23 protein-coding genes and 2 pseudogenes are annotated in these 24,934 nt (G+C 72.0%); 9 read left to right on the plus strand and 16 right to left on the minus strand.

The features are described 5' to 3' along the window. Positions 1-41: 41 nt before the first annotated feature. From CFP66_RS00870 to CFP66_RS00880, 3 genes are all read right to left on the minus strand, one after another. Positions 42-737 (minus strand): CE1759 family FMN reductase, encoded by a 696-nt coding sequence (locus tag CFP66_RS00870; protein WP_094919841.1) that lies wholly within the window; start codon positions 735-737, stop codon positions 42-44. Then, entirely contained in the window at positions 734-1,918 is a 1,185-nt protein-coding gene (locus tag CFP66_RS00875; RefSeq protein ID WP_094921315.1) for a CE1758 family FMN-dependent luciferase-like monooxygenase, read from the minus strand. The genes CFP66_RS00870 and CFP66_RS00875 overlap by 4 nt, the downstream gene beginning before the upstream one ends. Before the next feature lie 125 nt (positions 1,919-2,043). Beyond that, positions 2,044-4,803, minus strand: coding sequence for a LuxR family transcriptional regulator (locus CFP66_RS00880; protein WP_094919842.1), 2,760 nt, complete (start codon positions 4,801-4,803; stop codon positions 2,044-2,046). A gap of 214 nt (positions 4,804-5,017) precedes the next feature. Here CFP66_RS00880 and CFP66_RS00885 point away from each other — a divergent pair, with 214 nt between their 5' ends. From CFP66_RS00885 to CFP66_RS00910, 6 genes are all read left to right on the plus strand, one after another. Beyond that, positions 5,018-5,410 (plus strand): N-acetyltransferase, encoded by a 393-nt coding sequence (locus CFP66_RS00885; RefSeq protein ID WP_094919843.1) that lies wholly within the window; start codon positions 5,018-5,020, stop codon positions 5,408-5,410. A gap of 46 nt (positions 5,411-5,456) precedes the next feature. Beyond that, positions 5,457-5,951, plus strand: coding sequence for a carboxymuconolactone decarboxylase family protein (locus tag CFP66_RS00890; protein ID WP_233159035.1), 495 nt, complete (start codon positions 5,457-5,459; stop codon positions 5,949-5,951). After that, positions 5,948-6,946 (plus strand): pirin family protein, encoded by a 999-nt coding sequence (locus tag CFP66_RS00895; RefSeq protein WP_094919845.1) that lies wholly within the window; start codon positions 5,948-5,950, stop codon positions 6,944-6,946. The genes CFP66_RS00890 and CFP66_RS00895 overlap by 4 nt, the downstream gene beginning before the upstream one ends. Before the next feature lie 88 nt (positions 6,947-7,034). Then, positions 7,035-8,072, plus strand: coding sequence for an LLM class flavin-dependent oxidoreductase (locus CFP66_RS00900; RefSeq protein ID WP_094919846.1), 1,038 nt, complete (start codon positions 7,035-7,037; stop codon positions 8,070-8,072). Continuing rightward, positions 8,069-8,761 (plus strand): NADPH-dependent F420 reductase, encoded by a 693-nt coding sequence (locus tag CFP66_RS00905; protein ID WP_094919847.1) that lies wholly within the window; start codon positions 8,069-8,071, stop codon positions 8,759-8,761. Before CFP66_RS00900 ends, CFP66_RS00905 begins: the two co-directional genes overlap by 4 nt. A gap of 103 nt (positions 8,762-8,864) precedes the next feature. Beyond that, positions 8,865-10,577 (plus strand): amidohydrolase, encoded by a 1,713-nt coding sequence (locus tag CFP66_RS00910; protein ID WP_198961192.1) that lies wholly within the window; start codon positions 8,865-8,867, stop codon positions 10,575-10,577. 22 nt (positions 10,578-10,599) lie between these two features. Here the strand turns inward: CFP66_RS00910 and CFP66_RS00915 are convergent. Beyond that, a pseudogene (locus CFP66_RS00915) lies at positions 10,600-11,072 on the minus strand (hypothetical protein). Between the two features lie 47 nt (positions 11,073-11,119). On the opposite strand from CFP66_RS00915, the gene CFP66_RS00920 reads away from it, so the two are divergent. Then, on the plus strand, positions 11,120-12,391 hold the full coding sequence (locus tag CFP66_RS00920) for an HNH endonuclease signature motif containing protein (RefSeq protein WP_094919849.1): 1,272 nt from the start codon (positions 11,120-11,122) through the stop codon (positions 12,389-12,391). A 131-nt stretch (positions 12,392-12,522) separates the two neighbouring features. Beyond that, positions 12,523-12,693: pseudogene (locus CFP66_RS00925) on the plus strand (IS5/IS1182 family transposase); the annotation flags it as partial. Between the two features lie 98 nt (positions 12,694-12,791). On the opposite strand, the gene CFP66_RS00930 reads toward CFP66_RS00925, so the two are convergent. The 11 genes from CFP66_RS00930 to CFP66_RS00980 form a co-directional block, all read right to left on the minus strand. After that, positions 12,792-13,652, minus strand: coding sequence for a sugar phosphate isomerase/epimerase (locus CFP66_RS00930; protein ID WP_094921317.1), 861 nt, complete (start codon positions 13,650-13,652; stop codon positions 12,792-12,794). Positions 13,653-13,761: 109 nt separating this feature from the next. Continuing rightward, positions 13,762-14,844, minus strand: a complete 1,083-nt coding sequence (locus tag CFP66_RS00935) for a substrate-binding domain-containing protein (RefSeq protein ID WP_369804943.1) — start codon at positions 14,842-14,844, stop codon at positions 13,762-13,764. 14 nt (positions 14,845-14,858) lie between these two features. Then, positions 14,859-15,860: an ABC transporter permease gene (locus CFP66_RS00940; protein WP_094919850.1), complete on the minus strand. Its 1,002-nt coding sequence runs from the start codon at positions 15,858-15,860 to the stop codon at positions 14,859-14,861. After that, positions 15,857-16,861, minus strand: coding sequence for an ABC transporter permease (locus CFP66_RS00945; RefSeq protein ID WP_233159195.1), 1,005 nt, complete (start codon positions 16,859-16,861; stop codon positions 15,857-15,859). The genes CFP66_RS00940 and CFP66_RS00945 overlap by 4 nt, the downstream gene beginning before the upstream one ends. A gap of 50 nt (positions 16,862-16,911) precedes the next feature. Further along, a complete protein-coding gene (locus CFP66_RS00950; RefSeq protein WP_094919851.1) occupies positions 16,912-18,414 on the minus strand; it encodes a sugar ABC transporter ATP-binding protein in 1,503 nt (500 codons plus the stop codon). 27 nt (positions 18,415-18,441) lie between these two features. After that, positions 18,442-18,717 (minus strand): YciI family protein, encoded by a 276-nt coding sequence (locus tag CFP66_RS00955; RefSeq protein ID WP_094919852.1) that lies wholly within the window; start codon positions 18,715-18,717, stop codon positions 18,442-18,444. Between the two features lie 20 nt (positions 18,718-18,737). Continuing rightward, entirely contained in the window at positions 18,738-19,661 is a 924-nt protein-coding gene (locus CFP66_RS00960; protein WP_094919853.1) for an amidohydrolase, read from the minus strand. Continuing rightward, entirely contained in the window at positions 19,658-20,674 is a 1,017-nt protein-coding gene (locus tag CFP66_RS49830; RefSeq protein WP_094919854.1) for a xanthine dehydrogenase family protein molybdopterin-binding subunit, read from the minus strand. Before CFP66_RS49830 ends, CFP66_RS00960 begins: the two co-directional genes overlap by 4 nt. After that, entirely contained in the window at positions 20,674-22,053 is a 1,380-nt protein-coding gene (locus tag CFP66_RS49835) for a xanthine dehydrogenase family protein molybdopterin-binding subunit (protein WP_094919855.1), read from the minus strand. Before CFP66_RS49835 ends, CFP66_RS49830 begins: the two co-directional genes overlap by 1 nt. After that, a complete protein-coding gene (locus CFP66_RS00975) occupies positions 22,053-22,541 on the minus strand; it encodes a (2Fe-2S)-binding protein (RefSeq protein WP_094921320.1) in 489 nt (162 codons plus the stop codon). The genes CFP66_RS49835 and CFP66_RS00975 overlap by 1 nt, the downstream gene beginning before the upstream one ends. Positions 22,542-22,562: 21 nt before the next feature. Continuing rightward, on the minus strand, positions 22,563-23,360 hold the full coding sequence (locus tag CFP66_RS00980; RefSeq protein ID WP_094919856.1) for a xanthine dehydrogenase family protein subunit M: 798 nt from the start codon (positions 23,358-23,360) through the stop codon (positions 22,563-22,565). Positions 23,361-23,483: 123 nt separating this feature from the next. On the opposite strand from CFP66_RS00980, the gene CFP66_RS00985 reads away from it, so the two are divergent. Beyond that, positions 23,484-24,173, plus strand: a complete 690-nt coding sequence (locus CFP66_RS00985) for a GntR family transcriptional regulator (RefSeq protein ID WP_094919857.1) — start codon at positions 23,484-23,486, stop codon at positions 24,171-24,173. Positions 24,174-24,188: 15 nt separating this feature from the next. Here CFP66_RS00985 and CFP66_RS00990 read toward each other — a convergent pair whose 3' ends face one another. Beyond that, on the minus strand, positions 24,189-24,809 hold the full coding sequence (locus tag CFP66_RS00990; protein WP_094919858.1) for a TetR/AcrR family transcriptional regulator: 621 nt from the start codon (positions 24,807-24,809) through the stop codon (positions 24,189-24,191). Positions 24,810-24,934: the final 125 nt, after the last annotated feature.

Below are 24,934 nucleotides of genomic sequence, written 5' to 3' on the forward strand. Positions count from 1 at the left end.
ATCCCTTCGGTGTGGTGGTCGAGCTCTGAGGTGCCGGGTGGTCATCGGGCGGGCGGCGCCGTGCCGCCGGTGGCCAGGCGCATCAGGTCGGTGTCGAAGTCGACGTCCTCGACGGACTGCTGCGCGCGGGTGGCGTTGCCGGCGAAGCGGTGCTGGTAGCCGTCCCACCCCGCGTCGGCGATGGTCGTGCGGACCCCGGCGTCGACCAGGTGGGCCAGCTCTGCGGCGGCGCGGTCGATCCGCCGGGTGAACGCCGGCGAGGCCCAGTCGCCGGGCGCCGCGAACAGCGACGTCGGGACCGGGAGCGCTCGCAGGAACGCGAACAACGGGCGCAGCTGGTCGTCCACCACCATCGCGTGGCGCTCGCTGCCTGCGGTGGCGGCGAGGACGACCGGGGTCGCGATGACCAGGTCGTCGTCGAGGACGTCGACGAACGATTTGAACAGTCCGCTGACGCCTGCTTTGTAGACCGGCGTGCTCACGACGAGACCGTCGGCGGCGGCGATCCGGTCCACGGCCTCCTGCACCGGGCCGTCGAGGTGGCCCGAGACGACCGCACGCGCGATGTCCCCGGCGACCGGGGCCAGCTCGATCACGCTCGCCGTCGCGTCGCTGCCGCCGCGGCGCAGCACCTCGAGTGCCTTCCCGGCGACGCGGTCGGCGAGCATCCTCGTGCTCGACGGCTCGCTCACCCCGGCGCTGACGACCACCAACCTGATCGGATCGGTGCTGGTCACGCGACCGGGAACCGGGCAGGCGTGGCGGGTTCGCTGTCCTGGTACGGGGAGTCCCCGGACAGGTTGTCGCCGCGGTTCGCGTTGGGCCGCAGCCGGCGTGGCTCGGCGTCGCCGTACTTCGCCCGCACCAGCGTGGCGTGCGTGGGCGCATCCGGGACACCGGGTGCACGGCGGGCACCCAGCTCACGGCGCAGCACCGGGACGACCTCGGTGGCGAGCAGCTCGACCTGTTCCAGCACCGACTCGATCGGTACGCCCAGACTGTCGACGACCCACAGCTGGCGCTGGTAGTCGCCGAAGCCCTCCTGGAAGGTCAGGGTTTTGTCGATGACCTCCTGCGGGCTGCCCACGGACAGCGGTGTCCCCGCCGCGTAGTCCTCGAGACGGGTCCCGCGGAACAGCGCGTTGTTCTCGAAGTAGGGGCGGAACGCGGCGTTGGCGTCCTGGGAGCGGCGGGCGATGGACACGTGTCCCCCGAGCCCCACGATCGCCTGGTCCGCGGGCCCGTGCCCGTGGTACTCGAAGCGCTTGCGGTAGAAGTCCACGAGCGGCTTGAAGTGGAAGTTGGGCGCCAGGATGTGGTTGGCGAAGTAGCCGTTGCCGTAGTAGGCGGCCTGCTCGGCGATCTCCGGGGTCCGGATCGCGCCGTGCCAGACGAACGGCGGCACGTCGTCGAGCGGTCGCGGGGTCGAGGTGAAACCCTGCAGCGCCGTACGGAACGTGCCGTCCCAGTCGACGACGTCCTCGCGCCACAGCCGGTGCAGGAGGTTGTAGTTCTCCAGCGCGAGCGCGACGCCGTCGCGGATGTTCTTGCCGAACCACGGGTAGACCGGCACGGTGTTGCCCCGCCCGAGCATCAGGTCCAGGCGGCCCTCGGCGAGGTGCTGGACCGTCGCGTAGTCCTCGGCGATCTTGACCGGGTCGTTGGTCGTGATCAGCGTGACCGCCGTGCTCAGGACGATGCTGCGGGTCACCGCCGCGACGTGGCCCAGGATCGCCGGCGGGGAGGACGGCACGAAGGGCGGGTTGTGGTGCTCACCGAGCGCGAAGACGTCGAGGCCGAGCTCGTCGGCGCGCCGGCCGAGCCGCACGATGTTGCGGATGCGTTCGGCCTCGCTCTGCGTCCTCCCGGCGACCGGGTCGGGATAGATGTCACCGATGGTGAAGATGCCGAACTGCACGGCGGGGTCCTCTCGACGTTCGTGGCCGCCCGTGCGGTCCTCCCAGACGCCGAGCGCCATGAGCGTACGAAGGCCCGGGGTCGTGCGAATCGGGTGCGCAATCGGTCGCCGGCACAGCGCCCTGTTCAGTCGCCGGCCGTGCCGAGCCGCAGGTCGCCCGCGAGGTCGATCCGGGCCAGCTCGGCGCGGGAGGTGATGCCCAGCTTGGGGTAGACGTTGGCCAGGTGGTGGCCGACCGTCCGGGGGCTGATCAACAGCCGGGCCGCGATCTCCCGGTTGGTCAGACCGTCCGCGGCCAGCCGCGCGACCCGCAGCTCCTGCGCGGTCAGCCCGGCCGCGGTCGCGGGATCGGGCACGCGGGGGGCGGCCGGCCGTTCGGTCAGGGCCTGCTCGCGCAGCGCCCGCACCCGCAGCGGTTCCGCACCCAGGCGCTCGAAGACCCCGGCCGCCCCGGCGAGCTGGATCCGGGCGTCGGCCCGGCGGCGCGCCCGCCGCAGCCACTCCCCGTACAGCAGCCGGGTGCGGGCGTACTCGAACGGCTGCCCACCCGCGCCCGGGACGTCCAGCGCGGCCCGGAACGAGGCCTCGGCCGCCGGTCCACCCTGGACGAGGGCACGGAGACGGTGGCCGGCCGTGCGGGCCCAGGTCGCGCCCGTGCGCTGCGCCCACCCCTCCACCGCGGCGACCTGGGCCGCGACCACGTCGACGTTCCCGACCTGCACCGCCGCCTCGGCGGTGTCCACGGCGGCGAGCAGCGCGAACGTGGGGTGAGCGGCTTCGTGGCCGGACTCGGCGAGACACAGCAGGTCGCTCAGCGCCTCCTGGGGACGACCGTCGAACAGCGCCGCCCGGCCGCGGTGCCAGTACGCCCCTGCGCTGAGCGCGCGCACCCCGCGCGGGACCGAGGCCTGCAGGACCCGGGTGGTGTGCTCGTCGACGGTGCGATGCTCGCCGCGGGCGGCGGCCAGTGCCACGAGTGAGCCGCGGCTCTGGGTGGCCACGTGGTCGGCGCCGACCTCCTCGGCCAGCCGCACCCCCTCGGCCGCCGCAGCCCGGGCTGCGTCCCACCGGCCCGCGGCGGTGTCGAGGATCGCGATCTGGCCCAGCACCAGCGCCAGCGCGGTGAGCTCCTCCCGCCTCCGCAGCTGCGCGGCCTGCACGCGCAGCACATCGAGCAGCCCGCCCTCGATGCCCCAGGCCTGGACCAGCGGCACGGGCGGGAGCAGCTCCCACGCGGCCGCACCGAGCCGACCGACCGTGCCGCTGCCCATCTCCAGGGACGTCGGGGTGACCTCGCCGGTCTCGTCGTAGCAGGACCACCAGTTGCGCAGCACGGGCATCAGCTCCGCCAGCGCGGGGTCGCCGTCGGTGTCCACGGCCCGCACCTGCTGCAGCGCCTCCTGCTGGAGGTCGGGCCGACCCGCCGACCACGCGGCGCGAACCGCCACCGTTCCCAGCTCCACCGCGCGGAGGGCCTCGGGGACCACGGCCACGTCGCAGACCAGGTAGCGGTGGGCCCGCTCGGGCATGCCGTAGGCGAACTCGAGGATCCCGCGCAGCCCGCCGCTCATCCGGACGACGGGAGCCACACCGCCCAGGCGCTCCGCGTCCTCGACCAGCTGCCGCGCCGTCCCGGCGTGGCCGGCGTCCCATGCGACGCGCGCTGCGGCGGCCAGCCGGCGCGCGGCGTCCGCCGGCTCCGGCGACAGCTCGGCGGCCCGACGCAGCGTGCGCGCCGCCATCGAACCCGCGCTGCGTCGCAGGCACTGCTCGGCGGCCTGCTCCAGCAGCGCGGCGACGTCCTCGTCCGGCCCGTCGGCGGCGGCGGCCAGGTGCCAGGCCCGTTCCGCGGTGGCATCGGTCGGCAGGGCCGCGGCCAGCGCCCGGTGCGCGGACTGCCGGTCCAGGAAGGGGGCGCTGTCGTAGACCTCCGCCCGGATCAGCGGGTGCCGGAACTCCAGCCGGGCCCCCGAGGCGCGGATCAGACCGGAGCACAGGGCCTCCTCCCAGGTGGACGTGTCGACGCCCCATCCCGATCCGGCACGGTGCACGACGTGCCGGTCGCCCCGGTCCTCGGCGGCGGCCAGCAGCAGCAACGCCCGGGTCGACGGCTTCAGCGCCTCGGCCCGCGCGCCGAAAGCCCGCCGCAACCGCGGCCCGACCGGCACCGGTCCCCCGGACGGCAGGAGGGGCACCTCGCCCCCGGTCTCGCGATCGAGGGTGGGCAGCTCGTGCAGTGCCAACGGGTTGCCCCCCGCCGCCCGGACCGTGTGGTCGACCAGCGCCTCGTCGGCGTCCGGCACGACGGCGTCGACCAGCCGGCGAGCGTCGACGGCGGCCAGGCCCACGATCTCCAGCGCCGGCAGTCCCTCCCACGGCCCCGGGGCGGGATCCTCGTGCCCGGTCAGCAGCACCACGACCGGCTCCGTCGCCACTCGCCGCGCGAGGAAACCGAGGCAGTGCGCGGTCGCCTCGTCGACCCACTGGGCGTCGTCCACGACGACGAGCACCGGACGTTCCCGGGCCAGACCGGAGACCAGTGACAGCACGGCCGCGCCGACGAGGAACGGGTTGGTGGTGTCCCGGCTCATCCCCAGCGCGCCGCGCAACGCCGCGGCCTGCGGGGCGGCGAGCGTCGCCAGCCGGTCCACCACCGGCCACAACAGCTCGTGCAGCGCCGCGAAGGCGAGCCCCGACTCCATCCGGGTGCCCCGGCACCGCAGCACGAAGGCGTCGGACGCCGCCGTGACGGCGTACTCGAGGAGGGCGGTCTTGCCGATGCCCGGCTCGCCCCACAGCACGAGCGCGGAACCCGTGCCGTGCGCCGCGCCGTCCAGCAGCCCGTCGAGGGCCGCCGTCTCGGCGCGCCGCCCGAACAGCTCCATGCCCCACCCCAGAACGTCTCGCCGGGCCGCGTGGTGCGGCCGTCTTGAGGCTATAGCCCGATCTGCAGCCCGACCTGCCCATGGCGGGCGACCGATTGACCGACCGATCCGCTGGGGGCCGCGGTATCCGACGATCACGTGCCGTGAGCACCACCGAGAACGGACCGGATGCGTCGTCGACCCCCGAGGAGAGCGTCCTCGCGGTGATCGGGCCATGAGCCGGGACGCGACCGACAGGACCGGCGCCGCGGTGACGATCGGGCTCGAGGAGACGACCCCGGTGGGCGCCTACGTCGTCGGGCCCGGCGACGGGCCGCAGGTCGGCAAGGCCCAGTTCGTCGACCCACCCGGCGCGACCGGCGAGCGGATCTTCTTCCACACCGAGGTCGACGAGGAGTACGGCGGGCGTGGCCTGGCCGGCCTGCTGCTGCGGGAGGCGCTCGCGGACAGCATCCGCAGGAGGCTCACCGTGGTGCCCGTGTGCCCGTTGTTCGCGCGCCACCTGAAGGCCCACGGCGACGAGTTCGTCGCCGCCGGGGGTGCGTTCCGCCGTCCGACCCGCGACGACCTCGCGCTGGTGGCGCGCGCGACACGGGGCGGGGCATGAGGCACGGGTGGTAGAACGAGTGGGATCGGCATCGGGAAGGTGGCAGGTGCGGGGCGAAAGGGACACGATGCGTCCGGCGCTGGACAAGGTGATGCCCGAGGCCTGGCAGGCCGCGCAGGCGTTCTCGTCGGCGATCCGGGACGCGGCGGCGGCACGGGGCCTCTCGGCACAGGAGGGCGAGCTGATCAAGGTGCGCGCGTCGCAGCTCAACGCGTGTGCGTTCTGCCTGGACCTGCACTCCCGCCAGGCCCGGCAGGCGGGGATCAGGCAGCAGAAGTTGGACCTGCTGCCCGCGTGGCGGGAGACCGGGCTGTTCGACGAGCGGGAGCGGGCGGTGCTCGCGGTGGCGGAGGCCGCGACCGCGCTCCCCCTGACCGACGAGGCGGAGGCCGACCTGCTCGGCGCCCGGTCGGTCCTCGGTGAGGAAGCCTTCGTCGCAGCCGAGTGGGTGGCGGCCACGATCAACGTGTTCAACCGGATCTCGATCCTCAGCCGGCATCCGGTCCGGCCCCGCGACAGCGCAGGGACGGTCGTCCGATGACGAACCTCGACCTCCGGCCCGAACTGGAGGTCTTGGACGGCGGGCAGCCGTGCACGGCGGTCGAGGTCCTCGAGCCGCGCCCGGTGCCCCTCGGGGGCGTACGGGCCACGACGGTGTACCGGACCCTCCCCCAGCGGCGGAGGTCGCTGGTGGGGGCGTGGTGCTTCCTGGACCACTACGGCCCCGACGACGTCGCGGTCACCGGCGGGATGCAGATGCCGCGGCATCCGCACACCGGTCTCGCGACGGTGTCGTGGCTGTTCAGCGGCCGCGTCGAGCACCTCGACTCCGGCGGCACCGCGGCCTCGGTCGTGCCGGGAGAGCTCAATCTGATGATCGCGGGCCGCGGCATCACCCATCAGGAGCTCAGCGCCGCCGAGACGCGGACCCTGCACGGCGTGCAGCTCTGGTACGCGCTGCCGGACGGAACGCGGTTCGGCGAGAACGCCTTCGCCCACCACGCGCCCGAGCCGGTGACGCTGCCCGGTGTCACGGCGCGGGTGTTCCTCGGGGAGCTCCTCGGCTCCGTGTCCCCGGTCGAGACGCGCACGCCCGACCTGCTCGGTGCCGAGCTGGTCCTCGGCCCCGGCGCCACGGCCCGGCTGCCCGTGCGGGCGGACTTCGAGCACGCCGTCCTCGCCGAGAACGCGGAGATCACGGTGAACTCCGCCGCTGTCGGGCACCGGTCGCTCGCGTACATCCCGCCCGGTGCCGACACGCTGGTCGTCGCGGCGGGTGACCGGAAGGCCCGCGTGATCCTTCTGGGCGGCGTCCCGCTGGACGAGCAGATCGTGATGTGGTGGAACTTCGTCGGCCGCAGCCACGACGAGATCGTCGAGTTCCGGCGCCGCTACCAGGCCGAGCTCGGGTTCGAGCCGGCCGATCCGCGGGACGAGGGCAAGCCCGCTCTGTTCGGCACCTTCCCGCCCGACCAGCTGCCGCCGCTGCCCGCTCCGCCGCTGCCGAACACCAGGTTGCTCCCGCGCGAGCAGTAGGGCGCCACGCGGGAATTAGTTGAGCGTTCAAGTCGGTTGACGGGCGCAAGTGAAGTCCACGTTCCCCTTGACATCCAGGAGCAGTCCGATGAGCGACCTCGAGCTCGGCCTCGGCACCTTCGGTGACGTACCCGAAGACAACTCCGGCGCCCTCGTCTCCCACGCCGAGGCGATTCGCCAGGTCGTCACCGAAGCGACCCTCGCCGACGAGCTCGGCGTCGACAGCATCTCGCTCGGCGAGCACCACCGACCCGACTACGCGATCTCCACCCCCGAGACCGTGCTCGCCGGCATCGCCGGCCGCACCTCCCGGATCCGGCTGGGCTCCGGTGTCACCGTGCTGAGCTCCGACGACCCCGTGCGCGTCTTCCAGCGCTTCGCCACCCTCGACGCGATCTCCTCGGGCCGCGCCGAGGTGATCCTCGGGCGCGGCTCGTTCACCGAGTCGTTCCCCCTGTTCGGCTACGACCTCGCCGACTACGAGGTGCTCTTCGAGGAGAAGCTCGAGCTGTTCGTCCAGCTCCTCGACGAGAAGCCGGTGACGTGGACCGGCACCGTGCGCGCCGCGCTCGAGGACGCCGACGTGTATCCCAAGACCGACTCCGGGCGCCTGAACGCCTGGGTCGGCGTGGGCGGTTCACCACAGTCGATCATCCGCACCGCCCGCCACGGCCTGCCGCTCATGCTCGCCATCATCGGCGGCGCGCCCGCGCGGTTCAGCCCTCTGATCGACCTGTACCGCCGCGCCGCCGAACAGCTCGGCACCCCCGCACGGCCCGTCGGCATCCACTCACCCGGCTTCGTCGCCGACACCGATGACGAGGCCAAGCAGCTGCACTACCCCCGCTACAAGGTCCTCCACGACCGCATCGGCGCCCTGCGCGGCTGGCCACCGCTGCGGTGGGCGGATTACGCCGGCGAACTCGAGCACGGCTCGATGTACGTCGGCGCCCCGGAGACCGTCGCCCGCAAGATCGCCCGGTCCGTCCGCACACTCGGCATCAGCCGGTTCGACATGATCTACACCGGCGGCTCGCAGCCGATGAGCGCCCGCCTGCGCAGCGTCGAGCTCTACGGCTCGAAGGTCATCCCGATGGTCCGCGACATCCTCGCCGAGACGACATGACGACCATCGCGATCCTGGGTGCCGGCAAGGTCGGCACCGTGCTCGCGCGGCTCGCCGTCGCCGCGGGCCACCGCGTGCTCGTCGCCGGCTCGGGCGACCCGGCGAAGATCGCGCTCGTCGTCGAGGTCGTCACCCCCGGCGCGACCGCCACGACCGCCGCGGAGGCGGCCGAGCAGGCCGACGTCGTGGTCCTCGCCCTCCCCCTCGGCAAGCACCGTGCCCTCCCCGCCGACGCGCTGCGCGGCAAGCTCGTCGTCGACGCGATGAACTACTGGTGGGAGACCGACGGCATCCGCGACGACCTCGCCGATCCGCGCACCTCCTCCAGCGAGATCGTGCAGGCCTTCCTGCCCGAATCCCGTGTGGTCAAGGCGCTCAACCACATGGGCTACCACGACCTCGAGGACGGCTCCCGCCCCGCAGCGACACCCGGACGCAAGGCGCTCGCCGTCGCAGGCGATGACGCCGCCGACGTCACCGCGGTCGCCCGCCTCGTCGACGCGCTCGGCTTCGACCCCGTCATCGCGGGCCCGCTCGCCGAAGGCGTCCGCTTCGAGCCCGGCGCCGAGCTGTTCGGTGCGAACGTCGATGCCGACGAGGTCCGCGCCATGCTCGAGCGTTTCCCGGGCTCCCCGCGCGGCCGCACCGTCGCGCAGGCCCGCTCGGCCGGTGCCGGCGACGCCGCCTGAGGAGCCGCCGCCTCAGCCCCCCAGGTCGCCCAGCCCACGGCCACTCGTGTGCCCGCCGGCGTGGCGGAGATCCGCTGATGCGCTTCGATCGAACGAGGATGAATTGACGGATAAAATAGTCTTCAATGCGAAGATCTTCACCAATAACCGCGGGCAGACCGAAGCGTCCGCTCTGGCCGTCAAGAACGGCCGCATCTACTCGGTCGGTTCCGATGCGGAGATCCTGAGCCTGCAGAACTCCGAGACGGAGGTCATCGACGCGCACGGCCGCACTCTCATTCCGGGCATCATCGATGCGCACACTCACGTGCTCAATGAAAGTGGCTACAACTACAACGTGAGATGGGACGGTGTACCCACCCTGAGGATCGCGCTGGCCATGCTGCGCGAGCAGGCGGGGCGGACGCCTGGGGGGCACTGGGTCAAAGCGATCGGGGGCTGGTCCCCCTACCAGTTCGAGGAGAACCGGTTCCCCACGATGGACGAGCTGCGGGAGGCGGTGCCCAACCATCCGCTGATGGTGCAGTACGCCTACAACCGTGCCTTCCTGAACGAGCAGGCGATGGAAGAACTAGGGGTGGGCACCGAACGGTTCCCCGCTCCACCCGGAAGCGAGTTCGAGAAGGACGATCAGGGCAACTACACCGGCGTGCTCCACGGGTACACGTTCACCTTCGTCGCCATGGAGGCCATGGTCCCGCAGCTTTCATTCGAGGAAGAAGTCAGTTCACTGGTCCACACCGTCCACGCTCTGAACCGTTTCGGCATCACCTCGGCCGTCGACGCCGGCAACAGGGGGTACCCCGGCCCGCAAGCCACCGTGGACGTCCTCGCCCGCGACAACCGCCTCAACGTGCGGATGCCCTTCGTCGACATGCAGTTCGGCGACGGCACCCCGATGAACATGGTGGACGCGCAGATCGAAGCGATCACCCGGACAGCACCCATCAGCCCCGGTCAGAACCTGCATCCGACGCTGGATCACGGCCATGAGTACCGTGGCGCCGGCGAAGTGCTGCAACTCGAAGTGCACGACCACGAGAATTTCGATCGCCCGGCGGTCATCATCGATCCCGACCAGATGCGGCGGCACGTCGAGGAGAACGTCGTCAAGCTGGTCCGGCGGCGCATCCCCTTCCGCATGCACATCAGCTACAACGAGAACATCACGCCGTTCCTCGACGCCCTGGAGGAGATGAACGAGGGAACGCCGCTCGACGGTCTGAGGTGGAGCATCGAGCACGCCGAGACCATCAGTCCCGAGAACATCGCCAGGGTGAAGAACCTCGGCGGTGGAATCGCCTTGGACTCGAAGATGGCGCTGCACGGCGACGGGTTCATCAAGACACATGGCCGCGAGAAGGCTCTGGAAACTCCGCGACTGCGCCAGTTGGTCGACAGCGGAGTCGCTCTCGCCATGACCACCGATGCTTTTCGGGCCGCCACCTTCAACCCCTGGGTCGGTGTCAACTGGATGGTTTCCGGAAAGTCGGTCTCCGGGTCCGAAGTACTGGCCCGAGGCAACCGCCTGTCCCGCGTCGAGGCGCTGAAACTGTTTACCAGCGGCCCGGCGTGGTTCATGAACACGGAATCCGAGATGGGCAGGATCGCCCCGGGGAACCTGGCGGACTTCGTGCTGCTGGACAGGGATTATTTCACTGTTCCCGAAGAGCAGATCAAGGATGTTTCCTCCGTTCTGACGGTCATGGACGGGAGGGTTGTCTTCGGGGCGCAGGAGTACAGTTCACTCACGCCGCCGCTGCCCGACGTCCTGCCTGCCTGGTCGCCCGTCAAGCACTTCGGTGGCTACCACTGAGCCTTTCCCCGTAACGCTGCGATCAGGTCGTCCGGTCGTGCTCGTAGCGCAGGAGGACCAGTGCGGCAGCGGTGATCATGCCGATCCGCCAGGGGCAGCAGGTGACCCGGCGCAGGGCCTTGAAGGTGGTCTCGAGCAGCGAGTTCCCACGTTCAGCCAGCGCCCGGGTCGCGGAATGCGGTATCGGGTGTTCTCGCCCTCGTAGCCCAGGTCGGCGAGGACCGCGTGATCCTCGTCGGTCCAGGCGGTGAGTGCGTCGATGCCCTCGTGCAGGTAGCGGTAGGCGGTTGAGCTGCTGATCTGGTTGTCGGCCGCGAGGTGGGCGAGCCGGGTGGCGTCGAGGAACCAGCGCAGTTCGAGCACCGCGTGTCGCCATGACCCGAGGGCGCGGCAGCCGCGGCGGGTTCGGCGCCGGCGTCGTTCGGCGTGGAGCAGACCGGATACGCCACCCAGCCGCGCTACCGGGAAGCTCACGATTGCAAACCGGTCAACCACCCGAACAGACCCATGCGATCGAACATATGTTCGACTAAACTTGAGGCATGTCCGCAGTCTCCACCGCATACGAACGCCTCCACGAGGCGATCGAGGATTTGCGGACGGCTGCGGAATCCGCCCTGGCCTCCAACGGTGAACTGATGTCGGTGTTGTCGGTGACCGAAGGCGTGTCACGGCAACTGGACTACCTGACCGTCTCCACCACCGCCGCGCTGCAACGGCGCGGCACGTTCGCCGAACGCGGCTACCGCAAACCCGAAGGCGCACTGACCGACCTGCTGGGATGCGACTCCTACGAAGCCCGCCGCCGCGTGGTCGCCGCCGAGCAGGCGTGCGAGCAGATCGGGATCGACGGCACCGTGCTCCCCGCCCGCCTGCCCGCCACCGGGAAGGCGTTCGCCGCCGGACACGCAGGCCTGCGCCACGTCGAAGTCATCGCCGCCCTACTGGGCACCCCCGAAGCCGGGCGGATCACCGACTGGCAAAGGGCGGGGTTGGAAGAGCAGCTGGCCGGTATGGCCGCCGAATACTCGCCCGGGCAACTACGCAAGATCGGCACCCAGCTCCTGGAAGCCCTGGACGGCGACGGCCCCGAGCCTGATGACAATCCGCCGAAGCCGGTCAACCGGCTGCAGGTCCGTAAGCGTCGCGACGGGTCGGGCGGGACGATCAGTGGGCAGTTCGACGATGCGGCGATGTTCGATGCGATCGCCTCCGTGATCGATGCCAAGGCGAAGCCTCTCGGTCGGGATGATCAACGATCGACGGGGCAGCGTCAGGCCGAAGCCCTCGCGGATGCGTGTGGGTTCGTCCTCGCCCACGCCGACCACGCCACCCTCCCCGACGCCGGTGGGCGGCGGCCGCACCTGAACGTGTTGATCCGGCTCGAGGACCTCGAAACCCGCGCCCGCTCCGCGATGCTCGACTTCGGCGGCCGCATGAGCCCCACCTCGCTACGGATGCTGGCCTGCGACGCCGCCGTCGTACCCATCGTCATGAACGGCGCCGGACAACCCCTCGACGTGGGACGCTCCACCCGGGTGATCCCCGACGGGTTGCGCAGGGCGGTCACCGCCCGCGACCGTGGATGCGCCCACCCGGGCTGCGACCGGACACCTTCTTGGTGCGAAATCCACCACATCTGGGAATGGGAGCACGGCGGGCCCACCGAACTGAACAACCTGGTGAGCTTGTGCAAGGTGCACCACCGCCTGATCCACGATTCCGGGTGGGTGGTCCGGATCCGCGACGGGTTACCCGAGTTCATCCCACCGAAATGGATCGACCCGGAACAGAAACCCCGCCGGAATCCATAGCACACTGAGCGTTTCCCAGTAGCGGGGCTGGGTGCGTGCGGCGACACGCCGACGACGCGGAGATGATCAGGAGGGGTGCGGGACCCTAGTAGAAGAGTCGGTCCGCCTGAAGATCGACTTGAACACCGAGGTCCGTGCAGGTGATCACCGCGCCGGACGGGTGGCCGTTGTGGACCTCCCCGGTGCGGCCCGGCCGGGAGCACGACACCACCTGCGCCCGCATCCACCCCGAACCGCTGCCCGTCCTCGCCGCCTGGACCGACCTCGATCATGCCGCGCTGGCCGATCTGGGCTACGAAGGCTGCCCCACCACCAGCACGGACGCACAACCTGATCAAGCCAGGACGTCGATCACTACTGGGAAAGGCCCACTGGGCCGGGTAGATCGGCGCACAACCGGTCAGGGCGTGATGCGGTCCACGGCGCGCAGGAACCTCAGCCCGTCGGTCGCTATCGCATCCTGCGAGCGGGCCAGCGGCCGCCAGATCGAGGCCGCCGTGGCGATGCTGGCGTTCTCGGCCGTGAACGACTCGATGCACAGCGGCCCGGCGTAGCCGGCGTCGTCCAGCGCCGCGAGCAGGCGCGCCCAGTCGACGTGGTCGGCACCGGGCGCGCCCCGGTCGTTCGCGCACACCTGGACGTGCGCGATCCGCCCGGCGGCGCGCCGGACCGCCGCTGCCGGGTCCTGCTCCTCGATGTTGAGGTGGTAGGTGTCCAGCGCCAGGCCGATGTGCTCGGCAGGGAGACCCTCGAGCGCCTCGAGGGCCTGGTCGACGGTGTTGAGCAGGCTGGTCTCGTAGCGGTTGAGCGGCTCGACGCCGATCCGCACGCCGACCGCGGCCGCGTGTTCCACGACGGGCGCGAGGTTCTCCCGCAGCTGCGCGTACGCGGCCGCGCGTTCGGCCACGGTGAGCCGCCAGGTCCGCCCCACCGAGGTGTAGGCGGGCCCGGCGATCGCCTGCGCGCCGACGGCGGCCGCCGCGTCCAGCACGGCGCGCAGGTAGTCCTGGGTGGACGCGACGGTGGCGGCGTCGGCCGCGACCAGTTCCCGGCCCGGCGGCATCACCAGGCAGACGCTCGCGCCGAGGCCCAGGTCGCCGAGGATCTTCGCGGTGCGTGCCGGGTCCCAGTCCCCGGGCTGCTCGACCGGGAGCTCGAGCACGTCGAACCCCCAGCCGGCCACCCGTGGCGCGATCTCGGCGACGGCCGCGTCGTCGCACGGGGAGACCCACACCCAGGTGTTGACGCCGATGCGCCTCACGCGCCGCCGCCCCACCGCTGCGGGTAGTCCGGCATCTCCTCGCAGCCGCACAGCGCGTAGTGCAGCGGCGGCATCCCCGGCTTCAGGTACTGGTCGAGGTTCTGCGCGGTCACCGTCGGCTGCGGCAGGATCCATTCGCTCGGCACCTGCTCGCCCGCGAGGATCTGGAGGGCGGCGAGGATCGGCGTGCGCCACTGGTAGGTCGGGTAGGTCGGCGCGATCGCGGTGAGGTTCTCGGCCTTCCACTCTCCAGGAACTGCTGCTGGTCCTCACCGCTGATCGCCGGCAACGGCTGCCCGGCGTCCTCGAACGCCTCCAGCGCCGCGACGGCGGCGGTGCCGTCGTCCATCCAGATGCCGTTGATCTCGCCCTCGCGCTGCAGGTAGTCCGAGACGACGCCCTTGGCGGTGGCGGTGTCGTTCTCGGTGAACTCCACGCCCACGACGTCCACGCCGGCGTCGGCGAAGATCCGCTCGGCCGCGGCCCACCGGTTCTCGAGGACGTCGACGCCGGGCAGCACGCGTAGCGCGAGCACCTTCCCACCCGCGCCGACCTGCTCGGAGAGGAACTCCGCTGCGGTCGCGCCGAACGCGTAGCCGCCGGTGGGGTGGATGAACGTGACCGGGCAGTCGGTGTCGACGCCACGGTCGAACACGATCACCGGCAGCTGCCGGCAGGCGGCCTCGACGGCCGGCGTCAGGGTGGCCGTCGTGTTCGGCGAGACGATCAGCGCGTCGCAGTCGCCACCGACGAGCTGCTGGATGTCGGAGATCTGCTTGTCGTCGCTCGCGCCCGCGTCCAACGCGGTGAAGCTCGCGATCTCGTCGGGATGCAGGTCGACCTCGGCCTGCATCGTCGTCCAGCCGACCTGCCGCCACGGGTTGTCGACCGAGGCGTTGGAGAAGCAGACGTCGTACGGGCCGGGCGCGGCGTACTGCGCCGTGTCCACGAAGGTCGGCTCGAGCGCCTGGAGCCACGGCTGGGCGGGATCGCCCTCCGGGGTGGCGTCGCGCAGCCCGAGCTGCCGGTCGTGCTCGGCCTGGTCGAAGAACTCGCCCGCCGCCGAGGGACTCGCGGGTGCCGGGGCGGCGGGGGGCCCCGCACCGCCGGTGGGTATGTCGCTGGAACAGGCCGCGGCAAGCAGGAGCAACACTCCCGCCGCCGCTGCAGCGAGCGTCGTCGATCGCTTCATGATCGTCCCTTCGGTCAGGCGGGTTGGGGACTCGGATCGGGAACAGCGGGAGGCCTGCGCCTGTGGCCGGCACGCCGCGCCGCGTACGCGACGGCGGCGATGATGATCACGCCCTGCACGGTGGACTCCAGCGCACCGGCGACGCCGAGCAGGTTCAGCAGGGTGAACAGGGCCTCGACCACGAGCGCCCCGGCGACGGCGGCCAGCACGTTGCCGCGCCCGCCGCCGAGCACCGTCCCGCCGAGCACCACGGCGGTGATCGCGGCGAACTCGAGCCCCTCCCCGACCTGGGCCGACACACCGGCGAACCCGCCCAGCAGGATCGCCGCCACCGTGGCCGCGAGCGCGGACAGCACGAACGCCGTGGTGCGCACCCGCGCCACCGGCACGCCGGCGAGCGCGGCGGCCCGGTCGTTGTCGCCGGTCGCCACGAGCGTGTGGCCCCAGGCCGAGCGCATCAGCACCGCGGTGCCCGCGGCGACCGCCACGAGGATCAGCACCGACCACGGCAGCTCACCGCCGCCGGGGAGCGGCACACCGTGGCGTCCCGCGGCGCGGAACGCCTCGGACAGCGAGCCGCGCGGGGCGCCACCCGTCCAGAGGAACACCGCGCCGGAGAGCACGAGCAGCATCCCCAGCGTCGTGACGAACGACGGCACGTACAGCCGGGTGGTGATCAGGCCGTTGACCAGCCCGACCAGCAGGCCGAGCGCGAGCAGCAGCACGACGACCGGCAGCGTCGCGGACTCGTCACCGTCGATGAGCCGCGCGGCGACCACCACCTGCACCGTCACCAGCGACCCGACCGACAGGTCGAACTCACCGGAGACGATCACGAAGTACTGCCCGGCGGCGAGGATCGCCAGCGGCGCCGCCCGCTTGAGGAACGCGAGGAACGACGCGGGTTCGAGGAAGTTCGGGTTGACGACGGCGATCGCCACGAGCAGCGCCAGCAGCACCGCGAACACCGGCGCCGCTCCCCCGGCCCGCTGCAGCACGTTCGGAACGGCCTTCACCCCGCGCCTCCGGTCCCGATCGCGCGCCGCGCGGTCTCCTTGCGCGCCCGCAGCTGCTGCCGCGCGTACACCGCGACGGCGAGGATGATCACCGCGCCGCGCACGACGTCCTTGAAGAACGCGTCGAGCACGAGCTGGTCGAACAGGTTGTCGAGCACGGCGAGCAGGAGCACGCCTGCGACGGTGCCGCTCACCCCGCCGCGCCCGCCGGCGAGCACCGTGCCACCGAGCACGACCGCGGCGATCGACTCCAGGTCGTAGCCGCCGTCCGTGCCGACGTACGGGGCGCCCGCGCCCAGCCGGCTCGCCAGGTACAAGCCGGCGAGGCCGGCGCACACCGAGCAGATGACGTGCGCGACGACGGTGGTGCGCGCGGTGGGGACGCCGGACAGCCGCGCGACCTCCACGCTGCCGCCGACGGCGTAGACGTGGTGCCCGGTGCGGGTGCGGTGCAGGAACAGCGCCGCGGCCCCGGCGATGCCGAGCATGAGCAGCATCGAGATCGGGACCGGACCGATCCGGTCGTAGCCCAGGTGCTGGAACACCACCGGGACCGCTCCCGCCGGGCCCTCGTAGCGGCTCTCGAGTATCCCCTTGAGCACGAGCCCGACGCCCAGCGTCGCGATGAACGCGTTGACCTGCAGCTTCGTGATCACCAGCCCGTTGACGAGCCCGACGAGCGCGGACGCGGCCAGCACCGCGAGAACGCCGGGCACGATCATGGCCGGGTCGCCGCCCATGACCTCGGCGGCGATCAGCGAGGTGAGCCCGATCAGGTAGGCCACCGACAGGTCGAGCGACCCGGACAGGATCGCGATGGTCTGCCCGACCGCGACGATCCCGAGGGCGCTGGAGCGGTAGAGCATGTTCAGCACGTTGGCCTGGGTGAAGTAGTCACCGCCGCGCGCGGTGACAATCACCGCGGCGAGCGCCACGACCAGTGCGAGCGCGATCCACGTCCCGGTCGCCGGTCCGCGCGGCAGCCGGCGCCGCGTGCGCACGCCCGGGTCGAGGGCGGGGTGCCCGCGGGCCGGGGCATCCTGGCGGATCGTCACCGCGGCACCTCCGCGCGCTCGTCCGGCCGGGCCGCCGGGTGTCCCCCGGTCGCCAGCGCCATCACGTCCTCCTCGGCCGCTCCCGCGGGCAGCTCCCCGGCCGGCTCGCCGTCGTGCAGCACGACGATCCGGTCGCTCATCCCGATCAGCTCCGGGAGCTCGGAACACACCAGCAGCACCGCCACCCCCGAGGCGGCCTGCTCGCGTACCAGTTCGTGGACCGCGGCCTTCGCGCCCACGTCGATGCCCCGGGTCGGCTCGTCGAGCAGCAGCACCCGCGGGTCGGCCGCGAGCCACTTGGCGAGCACGACCTTCTGCTGGTTGCCCCCGGACAGGAACCGCACCTCCTGGTCGGGCCCCGTGGAGCGCAGCCCGACCGCCTCCAGCAGGTCCCGGGTGCGTGCGGCGCCGATGCGGGCCCGCCGGCGGAACACCGCCTGCAGGACGAGCAGCGCGTTCTCCCGCACCGACCGCGACAGCGCCAGCCCCTCGGCCTTGCGGTCCTCGGTGACCAGGGCGACGCCCGCGGTGATGGCCCTGCGCGGCGAGGTCAGCCGCACCGGCGTGCCGTCGAGGCGCACCTCCCCCGCTGTGAAGGGGTCGGCACCGAAGATCGCCCGCAGCAGCTCGGTGCGCCCGGCGCCCTGCAGGCCCGCGACGCCGACGACCTCCCCCGCACGGACGGTCAGGTCGATGCCGCGCAGCGCGGGGGTGCCGCCTGCGCGCACCTCCAGCCGCACCTCGCCGAACTCGCGGCCGCGCGGCGGGTAGTACGCCGCGAGCTCGCGGCCGACCATGAGCCCCACCAGCGTGGGCGGGTCCAGCTCGGCGGTCGGGCGCGTCGTGACGCGGGCGCCGTCCTTGAGCACCGTGATCCGGTCGGAGAGCGCGAAGATCTCCGGCATCCGGTGCGACACGTACAGCACCGCGATCCCCCGCGCGGTCAGCCGGCGGATCAGGTCCGTGAGCAGCGCGACCTCGTGATCGGCGAGCGCGGCCGTCGGCTCGTCCATCGCGACGATGCGCGCCTGCGTGGCGAGCGCCTTCACGATCTCGACGACCTGCTGCTGGGCGACCGAGAGCCGGCGCACGACCTCGTGCGGTCCGAACCCGGTCTCGCCGACCTCAGCCAGCAGCTCCGCCGTGTCCCGCGCCATCCTCGCGACGTCGACGAGCCCGCGCCGCACCGGCTCCCGGCCGAGGAACACGTTCTGCGCCACCGTGCGCTCCGGCACCAGCGTGAACTCCTGGTGGATGATCGCGACGCCCGCGTCCTGGGCGTGGCGGGGGCTGCCGAACCGGTGCCGCCGCCCGTCGATCTCGATCGTGCCCGCGTCCGGCTCGTGCACGCCGGAGAGCACCTTGAGCAACGTCGACTTTCCCGCTCCGTTCTCACCGACCACGGCGTGCACCTCGCCCGCCGTGACGTCGAGGTCGACCCCGTGCAGCACGGTGACGCCGAGGAAGGACTTGGTGATCCCACTCATCCGCAATGTCATGCCGGGGCCTCCTGGCCACGTTGCCGGCTAGGCGAGCGGGCCGACGGTCACCTTCCACTCGCGCAGCGTCCGGTCCTTCGTGACGTCGTGCTGCGTGTAGGGATCCTGCTCGACGAGCTGCTGCGCGCCGGCTTCGTCCTCGGCCTTCAGGACGATGATGCCGCCGCTCAGGTCGGCCAGAGGGCCTGCGGCCACGACGGCGCCATCGGCGTTCAGCCGCTCCAGGTGCGCGAGGTGGTCGGCGCGGCGCTCGCTGCGTTGCGGTGTGTCGTTGTAGCCGTAGGTGAGAACGAACAGGGGCATGGTTCCTCCTTGATCGGGGTTCAGGCGGACAGGCCGTACACGCGCCGGGCGTTGTCGGCGAAGATCAGTTGCTGTTCCTCGGGTGACCTCGAGGCCAGGGCGTCGCGCCACGCGTCGACGAGCGGGGGCATCGCGGTCCAGAGCTTCTCGACCGGGAAGTTGCTGCCGAACATGGCCCGCCGCGGGCCGAACGCCTCGAGCACGTGGTCCGCCACGAACCCGATCAGGCCGGGGTCGACGCGGTGCACGAACGTGCCCTGCCCGGTCAGCTTGACGACCACGTTGGGCAGCGCGGCGAGCGCGCGCATGCCGCTCGTCCAGCGGGCGACCTCGTCCTCGTCGCCCACGTCGACGAGCATGCCCGCGTGCACCAGCACGAACGTCGTGTCGGGGCAGGCGGCCACCAGCTCGGCCGCGGCCGGCATCTGGTCGGCGAAGACCTGCAGCTCGAAGAGCCAGCCGAGCTCGGCGAGCCGGCCGACGTTGCGCACCAGCACCGGGTCGAGCAGGGCATCGGGTGCGGAGGCGAAGCGGAACTCCTCGCGGGCGTGCCAGTGCAGCTGCAGCCGGGTGCCCCGGACCAGGGGGGAGATCGCCGCCTGTGCACGTAGGACGGACATCGCGTCCGGGTCGAACAGGTCCGCCGACCCGACCACGGCCGCGGGCCACCCCGATTCGCGGTGGACCTCGGCGAGCCACCGCACCTCGTCCACGGCGCGGTCCATCGGCCAGTTCGTCTGCACGTACACCGACTCGACGATTCCGGCGCTCTTCGCGTCCTGCGCGTACTCGTCGATGAGGTAGTCGCGGCGGATGGGTTCGTGCGGGCCGAAGATCCGGGGCACGTTCCCCTCGGCGAGCCACGGCAGGTCGCGCGGCCGCCAGACGTGGTGGTGGCAGTCGACGACGGGGCCGTCGTACCGGTTCCCGTCGTTCCTGTTCACGGTCCGCTCCTTTCGGCGAGCTCGTCCAGGCCCCGCAGGACCCGCTCGGGGGTGAACGGCATCGTGGTCAACCGGACGCCCACGGCGTCGAAGATCGCGTTGGCGATGGCCGGGATCGGGGCGTTCGCGGTCATCTCACCGATCCCCTTGGCGCCGAAGGGGCCGTTGTCCGCCGGCCGCTCCAGCACCACGCTCGTCTGCGCCGGGGTGTCCGCGGGACCCGGCATCAGGTACTGGCTGTAGTCGATCGGCCCGTGCTCGCGGGAGTGCGGGTAGTACGGCTCGGTCGACTCGAACAACGCGTGCGAGACCCCCATCCAGGCGCCGCCCTCCACCTGCTGGTTCACCAGCGCCGGGTTGAGCGCGCGGCCGATCTCGTAGGTGTTGTGCAGGCTCACCACCTCGACGACGCCGGTCTCGTCGTCGACCTCCACCTCGGCCACGGTGCACGCGTGCGCCTGGCATGAGTCGGGATCCATCGCCCCGGTCTCGGGGTCCGGGAAGCTGCGTTCCTTGAGGAACATCCCGCGCCCGGAGATGCTCCTGCCCTGCGTGAAGTGCGCCGCGCCCGCGATGTCGCTGATGTGGATGCGCTTCGACGGCGCTCCCCTGACCGCGACGTGGCCGGTGCCGTCGGTCTCGAGGTCGGACGCGTCGACCTCCATCATGTCGGCGGCGACCTGGAGCATCACCTCGCGGGCCTCGCGGGCCGCCATGATCACCGCGTTGCCCACGCGGTGGGTGCCGCGGCTGGCGAAGGTGCCCATGCAGTGCGGCCCGGTGTCGGTGTCCGCGGTGTCGATGATCACCGATCCGTACGGGATGCCGAGCACCTCGGCCGCGCACTGGGCGACCACGGTCCGCAGGCCCTGCCCGAGGTCCACCGAGGAGAGGGTGACGACGAACGCCCCCGTGGTGGTGGCGTGGATCAGCGCCTGGGACGGGTCACCGCCCAGGTTCATGCCGGTGGGGTAATTGACCGCGGCGTACCCCTGGCCGCGACGCAGAGCCATCAGTCCTCCCTGGGTGTGGTGGACGACAGCCGGCGGTACTCCGCCGTCAGCTCGTGGCCGACCAGGTCGGCCGCGCGCTGGATGACCTCGATGAGGCCGGTGCCCGACGCCACCTTGCGGTGGGCCTTGACGTCGCCGTCGCGGTAGGCGTTCTTCAGCCGCAGCTCCAACGGGTCCATGTCGAGCTCGCGCGCGATCCGGTCCATCTGCGACTCCAGCGCGAAGTCCCCGATCGTGACCCCGAACCCGCGCATCGCGCTGGACGGCGTCCGGTTCGTGTACACGCAGTGGGCGTCGATGTGGACGTTGGGAATCGTGTACGGCCCCGGGAAGTGGGCGGCGGCCTTCGTGGTGCCGTAGGGGCTGTGCCGGGAGTACGCGCCCGCGTCGACGTACAGGACGACCTTGCGGGCGACGATGCTGCCGTCGTCCCGCACGCCGTCGGTGATGACGATCCGCTCCGCGGCGCGGGTCGAGGAGACCTGCATCTCCTCCTCCCGGCTGTAGCTGAACTGGACCGGCCGGTTCGTGGCCGAGGCGGCGATGCAGGCCAGCGGCTCGACCATCACGTCGACCTTGCCGCCGAACCCGCCGCCGACCGTGCCGCCCACGACCTGCAGGTCCGCGAACGGGCGATCGATGATCAGCGCGGTGTTGTCGAGGGTGAAGAAGGCCGCCTGCGTGTTGCTGTGGATGCGCAGCCTGCCGTCGCCCTGCGGGACGACGATGCAGCCCGTCGTCTCCGTGGGGGCGTGCTCGATCGGGGCGGAGCCGTAGGTCCAGGAGAAGACGTGGTCGGCGGCCGCGAACCCGGCGTCGACGTCGCCGAACCGGACGCGGCGGCAGTGGTGCCCCTCGTAGACGAAGTCGTTGGTGCCCGACTGCTTGATCACCGGGGCGTCGGGGGCGAGCGCCTCCTCCACGTCGAGCACCGCGGGCAGGTCGGTGTAGTCGACGGTCACCCGGCCCGCCGCCTCCCAGGCGGCCTCCTCCGTCTCGGCGACGACGGCGACGATCGGCTCCCCGCGGTAGAGCACCCGGTCCTCGGCCAGCACCGGCTCGTCGTTCGGCTCGATCCCGATCAGCCGCAGCACCGTGTACCAGTTGTGCGGCACGTCCTCGTGGGTGAGCACGGCGACCACCCCCGGCACCTGCCGGGCGGCGACGACGTCGACGCTGTTGATCCGGGCGTGGTGGCGGGTGGAGCGGTGCACCTTGAGGTGGAGCAGCCCCCGCGGCGCGGTGTCCTCGAAGAACTGGGTGCGCCCGGTGACGTGACCGTGCGCGTCCGAGCGCGGGACGGTCGAACCGATGACGGTGAACGAGCCGCGCCGCTCGTGCGGGAAGTAGTCGTGGTCGATCGGGTTGACGCGGGCCATCAGCTGCCGACCTCCGCGGGATTCCTCTCGGCTGCGTCCAGGACCGCGGCCACGATCGGCTCGTAGCCGGTGCAGCGGCAGACGTTGCCCGAGAGCCCCTCGTGGACCTCGTCGCGCGTGGGTGCCGGTGTGCGGCGCAGGAGCGCGCACGCGGACATGAGCATGCCCGGGGTGCAGAAGCCGCACTGCTGGGCGAAGTTGTCGACGAACGCCTGCTGCAACGGGCTCAGCCCGCCGTCGGCGCCCGCGAGGCCCTCGACGGTGGTGACCTCCGCACCGTCCACCGTGACCACGGGCACGAGGCAGGACACGACGGGTTCACCGTCGAGGAGCACCGTGCAGGTGCCGCACCCGCCCTGCGCGCATCCGCGCTTCGTGCCGGTCAGACCCAGGTTCTCGCGCAGGGCACGGAGCAACGTGGTCGCGGGACCGGCGATCAGCTCCCGTGCCGAGCCGTTGACCGTGAGGGTGACGATCTGGGATGGCACCACACGCTCCTCGTGGATCAGTCAGTGGCCGAGCAGGGCCCGGCGCAGGTGGACGGGGAAGACCCGGCGGCGGTACCACGCAGAGGCGTACGCGTCGTCGAAGGGCTCGATCACCGGTTCCGCGGCGTGGGCGGCAGCGCGCACGCTCGCCTCGTCGAGCGCGTGGCCGACGAGCGCTCGTTCTGCGGCCTCGCACCTCATCGGCCGCGGCGCGAGGCCACCGAACGCGATGCGGGCGTCGCGCACCACGCCGTCGGCCGTGCTGAGCACCGCGGCGATGGTGACGATGCTGGCGGAGTTGAACCGCCGCCTGCCGGCCTTGTGGTAGCTCAGGACCCCGGGCGGGGCGAACCGCACGCCCGTGACCAGCTCGTCGGGCGCCACACCGGTGGGGAGCATGCGCTCGAGAGGCTCGCTCCGCGAACCTCCCGGTCCCCGGATCTCGACGTCGGCGTCGAGGGCGAGCAGCGCCACCGCGAGATCGCCGTAGGGCTGACGCACGAAGAGGTTCCCGGCCACCGTCGCCAGGCTCCGCACCGGACGGGCCGCGATGGAGCGGACGCACGGGTGCAGGACGGCGAGACGCTTGTCGTCCTCGATGCGCGCCAGGGTGGTCGTCGCGCCGATCCGCACCGCGTCGTCGCCCACCGCCACCCGGTCGAGGCCGGCGCGGCGCAGGCTGACCAGGCGCGTCGGCGGCGTGGCGCGGTCGTTCAGGCGAGGCATCAGGTACGTGCCGCCGGCCAGCGGCCGGGCCTCGTCGGCGAGCGCGGCCTGCACCGCGTCGAGGCTCTCCGGCACCAACACGGCGGTCAGCATCTCGTCGAGCCTCCAGCGTCGTCGCAGGATTATCGATATCGATAATGAGAGTATGAGCGTCACGCCCCCGGGTCAAGCAGTGCCGAGCCGCGCACGGCCACGGCGAGGACGGAGGATGGCCGCATGACGGATCCCCAGAGGCGACCCGCCGGCGAGGACGGCGCCCGGCGCTCCGTCGCCCCACGCGTGTCCCGCCCGACGTTCAGCAGCCAGATCCGCGACGGGTTGCTCGAGCGCATCACCTCCGGCGAGTACGCCCCCGGTGAGCGGCTGGTGGAGACCCGGATCGCGGCCGAGTTCGGCACGAGCCAGGCACCGGTCCGCGAGGCGTTGCGCGACCTCGAGGCCCTCGGGCTCATCGAGAGCCGCCCGCGACTGGGCAGCACCGTCGTCCCGTTCGCCGAGCAGACCCTCCGCGAGGCCTACGTGGTCCGGGCCGCCCTGGAGGAGGCGGCCACCCGGCTGTGCATGCTGCGCGGCGCGGTCCCCCGCTCCGCGATGGAGAAGGCGATCACCGAGATGCACCGCAGCGCGGAGGCCGGGGATCCCGCCCTCATGAGCACCTCGAGCGCCGCCTTCCACCGCGCGGTCGTCGAGGCGAGCGAGAACCGCCTGCTCATCCGGGCCTGGGAGGCGCTGCAGATCGAGGCCCGCACATCCATCGCGCTGATGGTCCTCGAGCCCGATCTCGCCACGGTGGCCGACGAGCACCGGCTACTGCTGCAGGACATGCTCGACGGCGACGTCGAACGCGCCTGCCGGCACGCCCGCGATCACCAGCTGGAATACGCGCAACTCCCCCATCGCCGGTAGGGCCCACCGCCTCCGTCAGGTCCTGCCCGGCCTGCCGAGCGCGACGGCTCGCAGGGCGACGTCGACGGAGGCCTGCAGATCCTCGCGGCTCGCGCCGGCCGCGGCGTGGACGGCGTGGCCCTCGCTGAGCGCCATCACGAATCGGGCCAGCGACGGGGCGTCCACACCGTCCGGGAGATCCCCTTCCTCCGCCGCGCGGGACAGGCGCTCTTCGAGGGCCGACTCGGTGTCGGCCCGGCCGGCGGCCAGGACGTCGGAGATGCGGGTGTTCCCCGGCGAGCACGCCAGGCCTCCCTGGATGGAGAGACAGCCCGCGGGGTGGTCATCAGCGGTGAGGCCGTCGGCACTGGAGCGCAGGAAGGCCGCGATGGCGGCGTAGGCGGTGGGTTGGTCGAGTGCGGCGCGGACGCGGGCCGTCTGGTTGTCGTGGTAGCGGGCGAAGGCGCGCTGGAACAGCCGCTCCTTGCTGCCGAACGTGGCGTACAACGTCGGCCGGTTGATGCCCATCGCACCGGTGAGGGCGCTCAGCGACGCGCCCTCGTAGCCGTGCCGCCAGAAGACCTCCGCGGCCCGGCCGAGGACCGCCTCCTCGTCGAAGGCCCGGGGTCGTCCGATCGCGGGTGCCTCAGCGCTCATGACGCCATCCTACCGCTCGGTACAAAAGTGGCCCGGCTCACCAACCGATCGGTACAAAACTTGCTACGGTGGTTTCACAACCGTTCGGTACCGAAGGCATCGCGCTTCGGTCGCACACCTGGAGG

It is taken from the genome of Pseudonocardia sp. MH-G8 (assembly GCF_002262885.1).
Taxonomy (GTDB): Bacteria; Actinomycetota; Actinomycetes; order Mycobacteriales; family Pseudonocardiaceae; genus Pseudonocardia.

Bases quoted from the DNA above. Each gene is read 5' to 3' on its own strand.
- CFP66_RS00880 (WP_094919842.1), bottom strand. From the start codon at position 4,803: ATGGAGCTGTTCGGGCGGCGCGCCGAGACGGCGGCCCTCGACGGGCTG.
- CFP66_RS00885 (WP_094919843.1), top strand. From the start codon at position 5,018: ATGAGCCGGGACGCGACCGACAGGACCGGCGCCGCGGTGACGATCGGG.
- CFP66_RS00895 (WP_094919845.1), top strand. From the start codon at position 5,948: ATGACGAACCTCGACCTCCGGCCCGAACTGGAGGTCTTGGACGGCGGG.
- CFP66_RS00900 (WP_094919846.1), top strand. From the start codon at position 7,035: ATGAGCGACCTCGAGCTCGGCCTCGGCACCTTCGGTGACGTACCCGAA.
- CFP66_RS00905 (WP_094919847.1), top strand. From the start codon at position 8,069: ATGACGACCATCGCGATCCTGGGTGCCGGCAAGGTCGGCACCGTGCTC.
- CFP66_RS00920 (WP_094919849.1), top strand. From the start codon at position 11,120: ATGTCCGCAGTCTCCACCGCATACGAACGCCTCCACGAGGCGATCGAG.
- CFP66_RS00935 (WP_369804943.1), bottom strand. From the start codon at position 14,844: ATGAAGCGATCGACGACGCTCGCTGCAGCGGCGGCGGGAGTGTTGCTC.
- CFP66_RS00950 (WP_094919851.1), bottom strand. From the start codon at position 18,414: ATGACATTGCGGATGAGTGGGATCACCAAGTCCTTCCTCGGCGTCACC.
- CFP66_RS00955 (WP_094919852.1), bottom strand. From the start codon at position 18,717: ATGCCCCTGTTCGTTCTCACCTACGGCTACAACGACACACCGCAACGC.
- CFP66_RS49830 (WP_094919854.1), bottom strand. From the start codon at position 20,674: ATGGCTCTGCGTCGCGGCCAGGGGTACGCCGCGGTCAATTACCCCACC.
- CFP66_RS49835 (WP_094919855.1), bottom strand. From the start codon at position 22,053: ATGGCCCGCGTCAACCCGATCGACCACGACTACTTCCCGCACGAGCGG.
- CFP66_RS00980 (WP_094919856.1), bottom strand. From the start codon at position 23,360: ATGCTGACCGCCGTGTTGGTGCCGGAGAGCCTCGACGCGGTGCAGGCC.
- CFP66_RS00985 (WP_094919857.1), top strand. From the start codon at position 23,484: ATGACGGATCCCCAGAGGCGACCCGCCGGCGAGGACGGCGCCCGGCGC.
- CFP66_RS00990 (WP_094919858.1), bottom strand. From the start codon at position 24,809: ATGAGCGCTGAGGCACCCGCGATCGGACGACCCCGGGCCTTCGACGAG.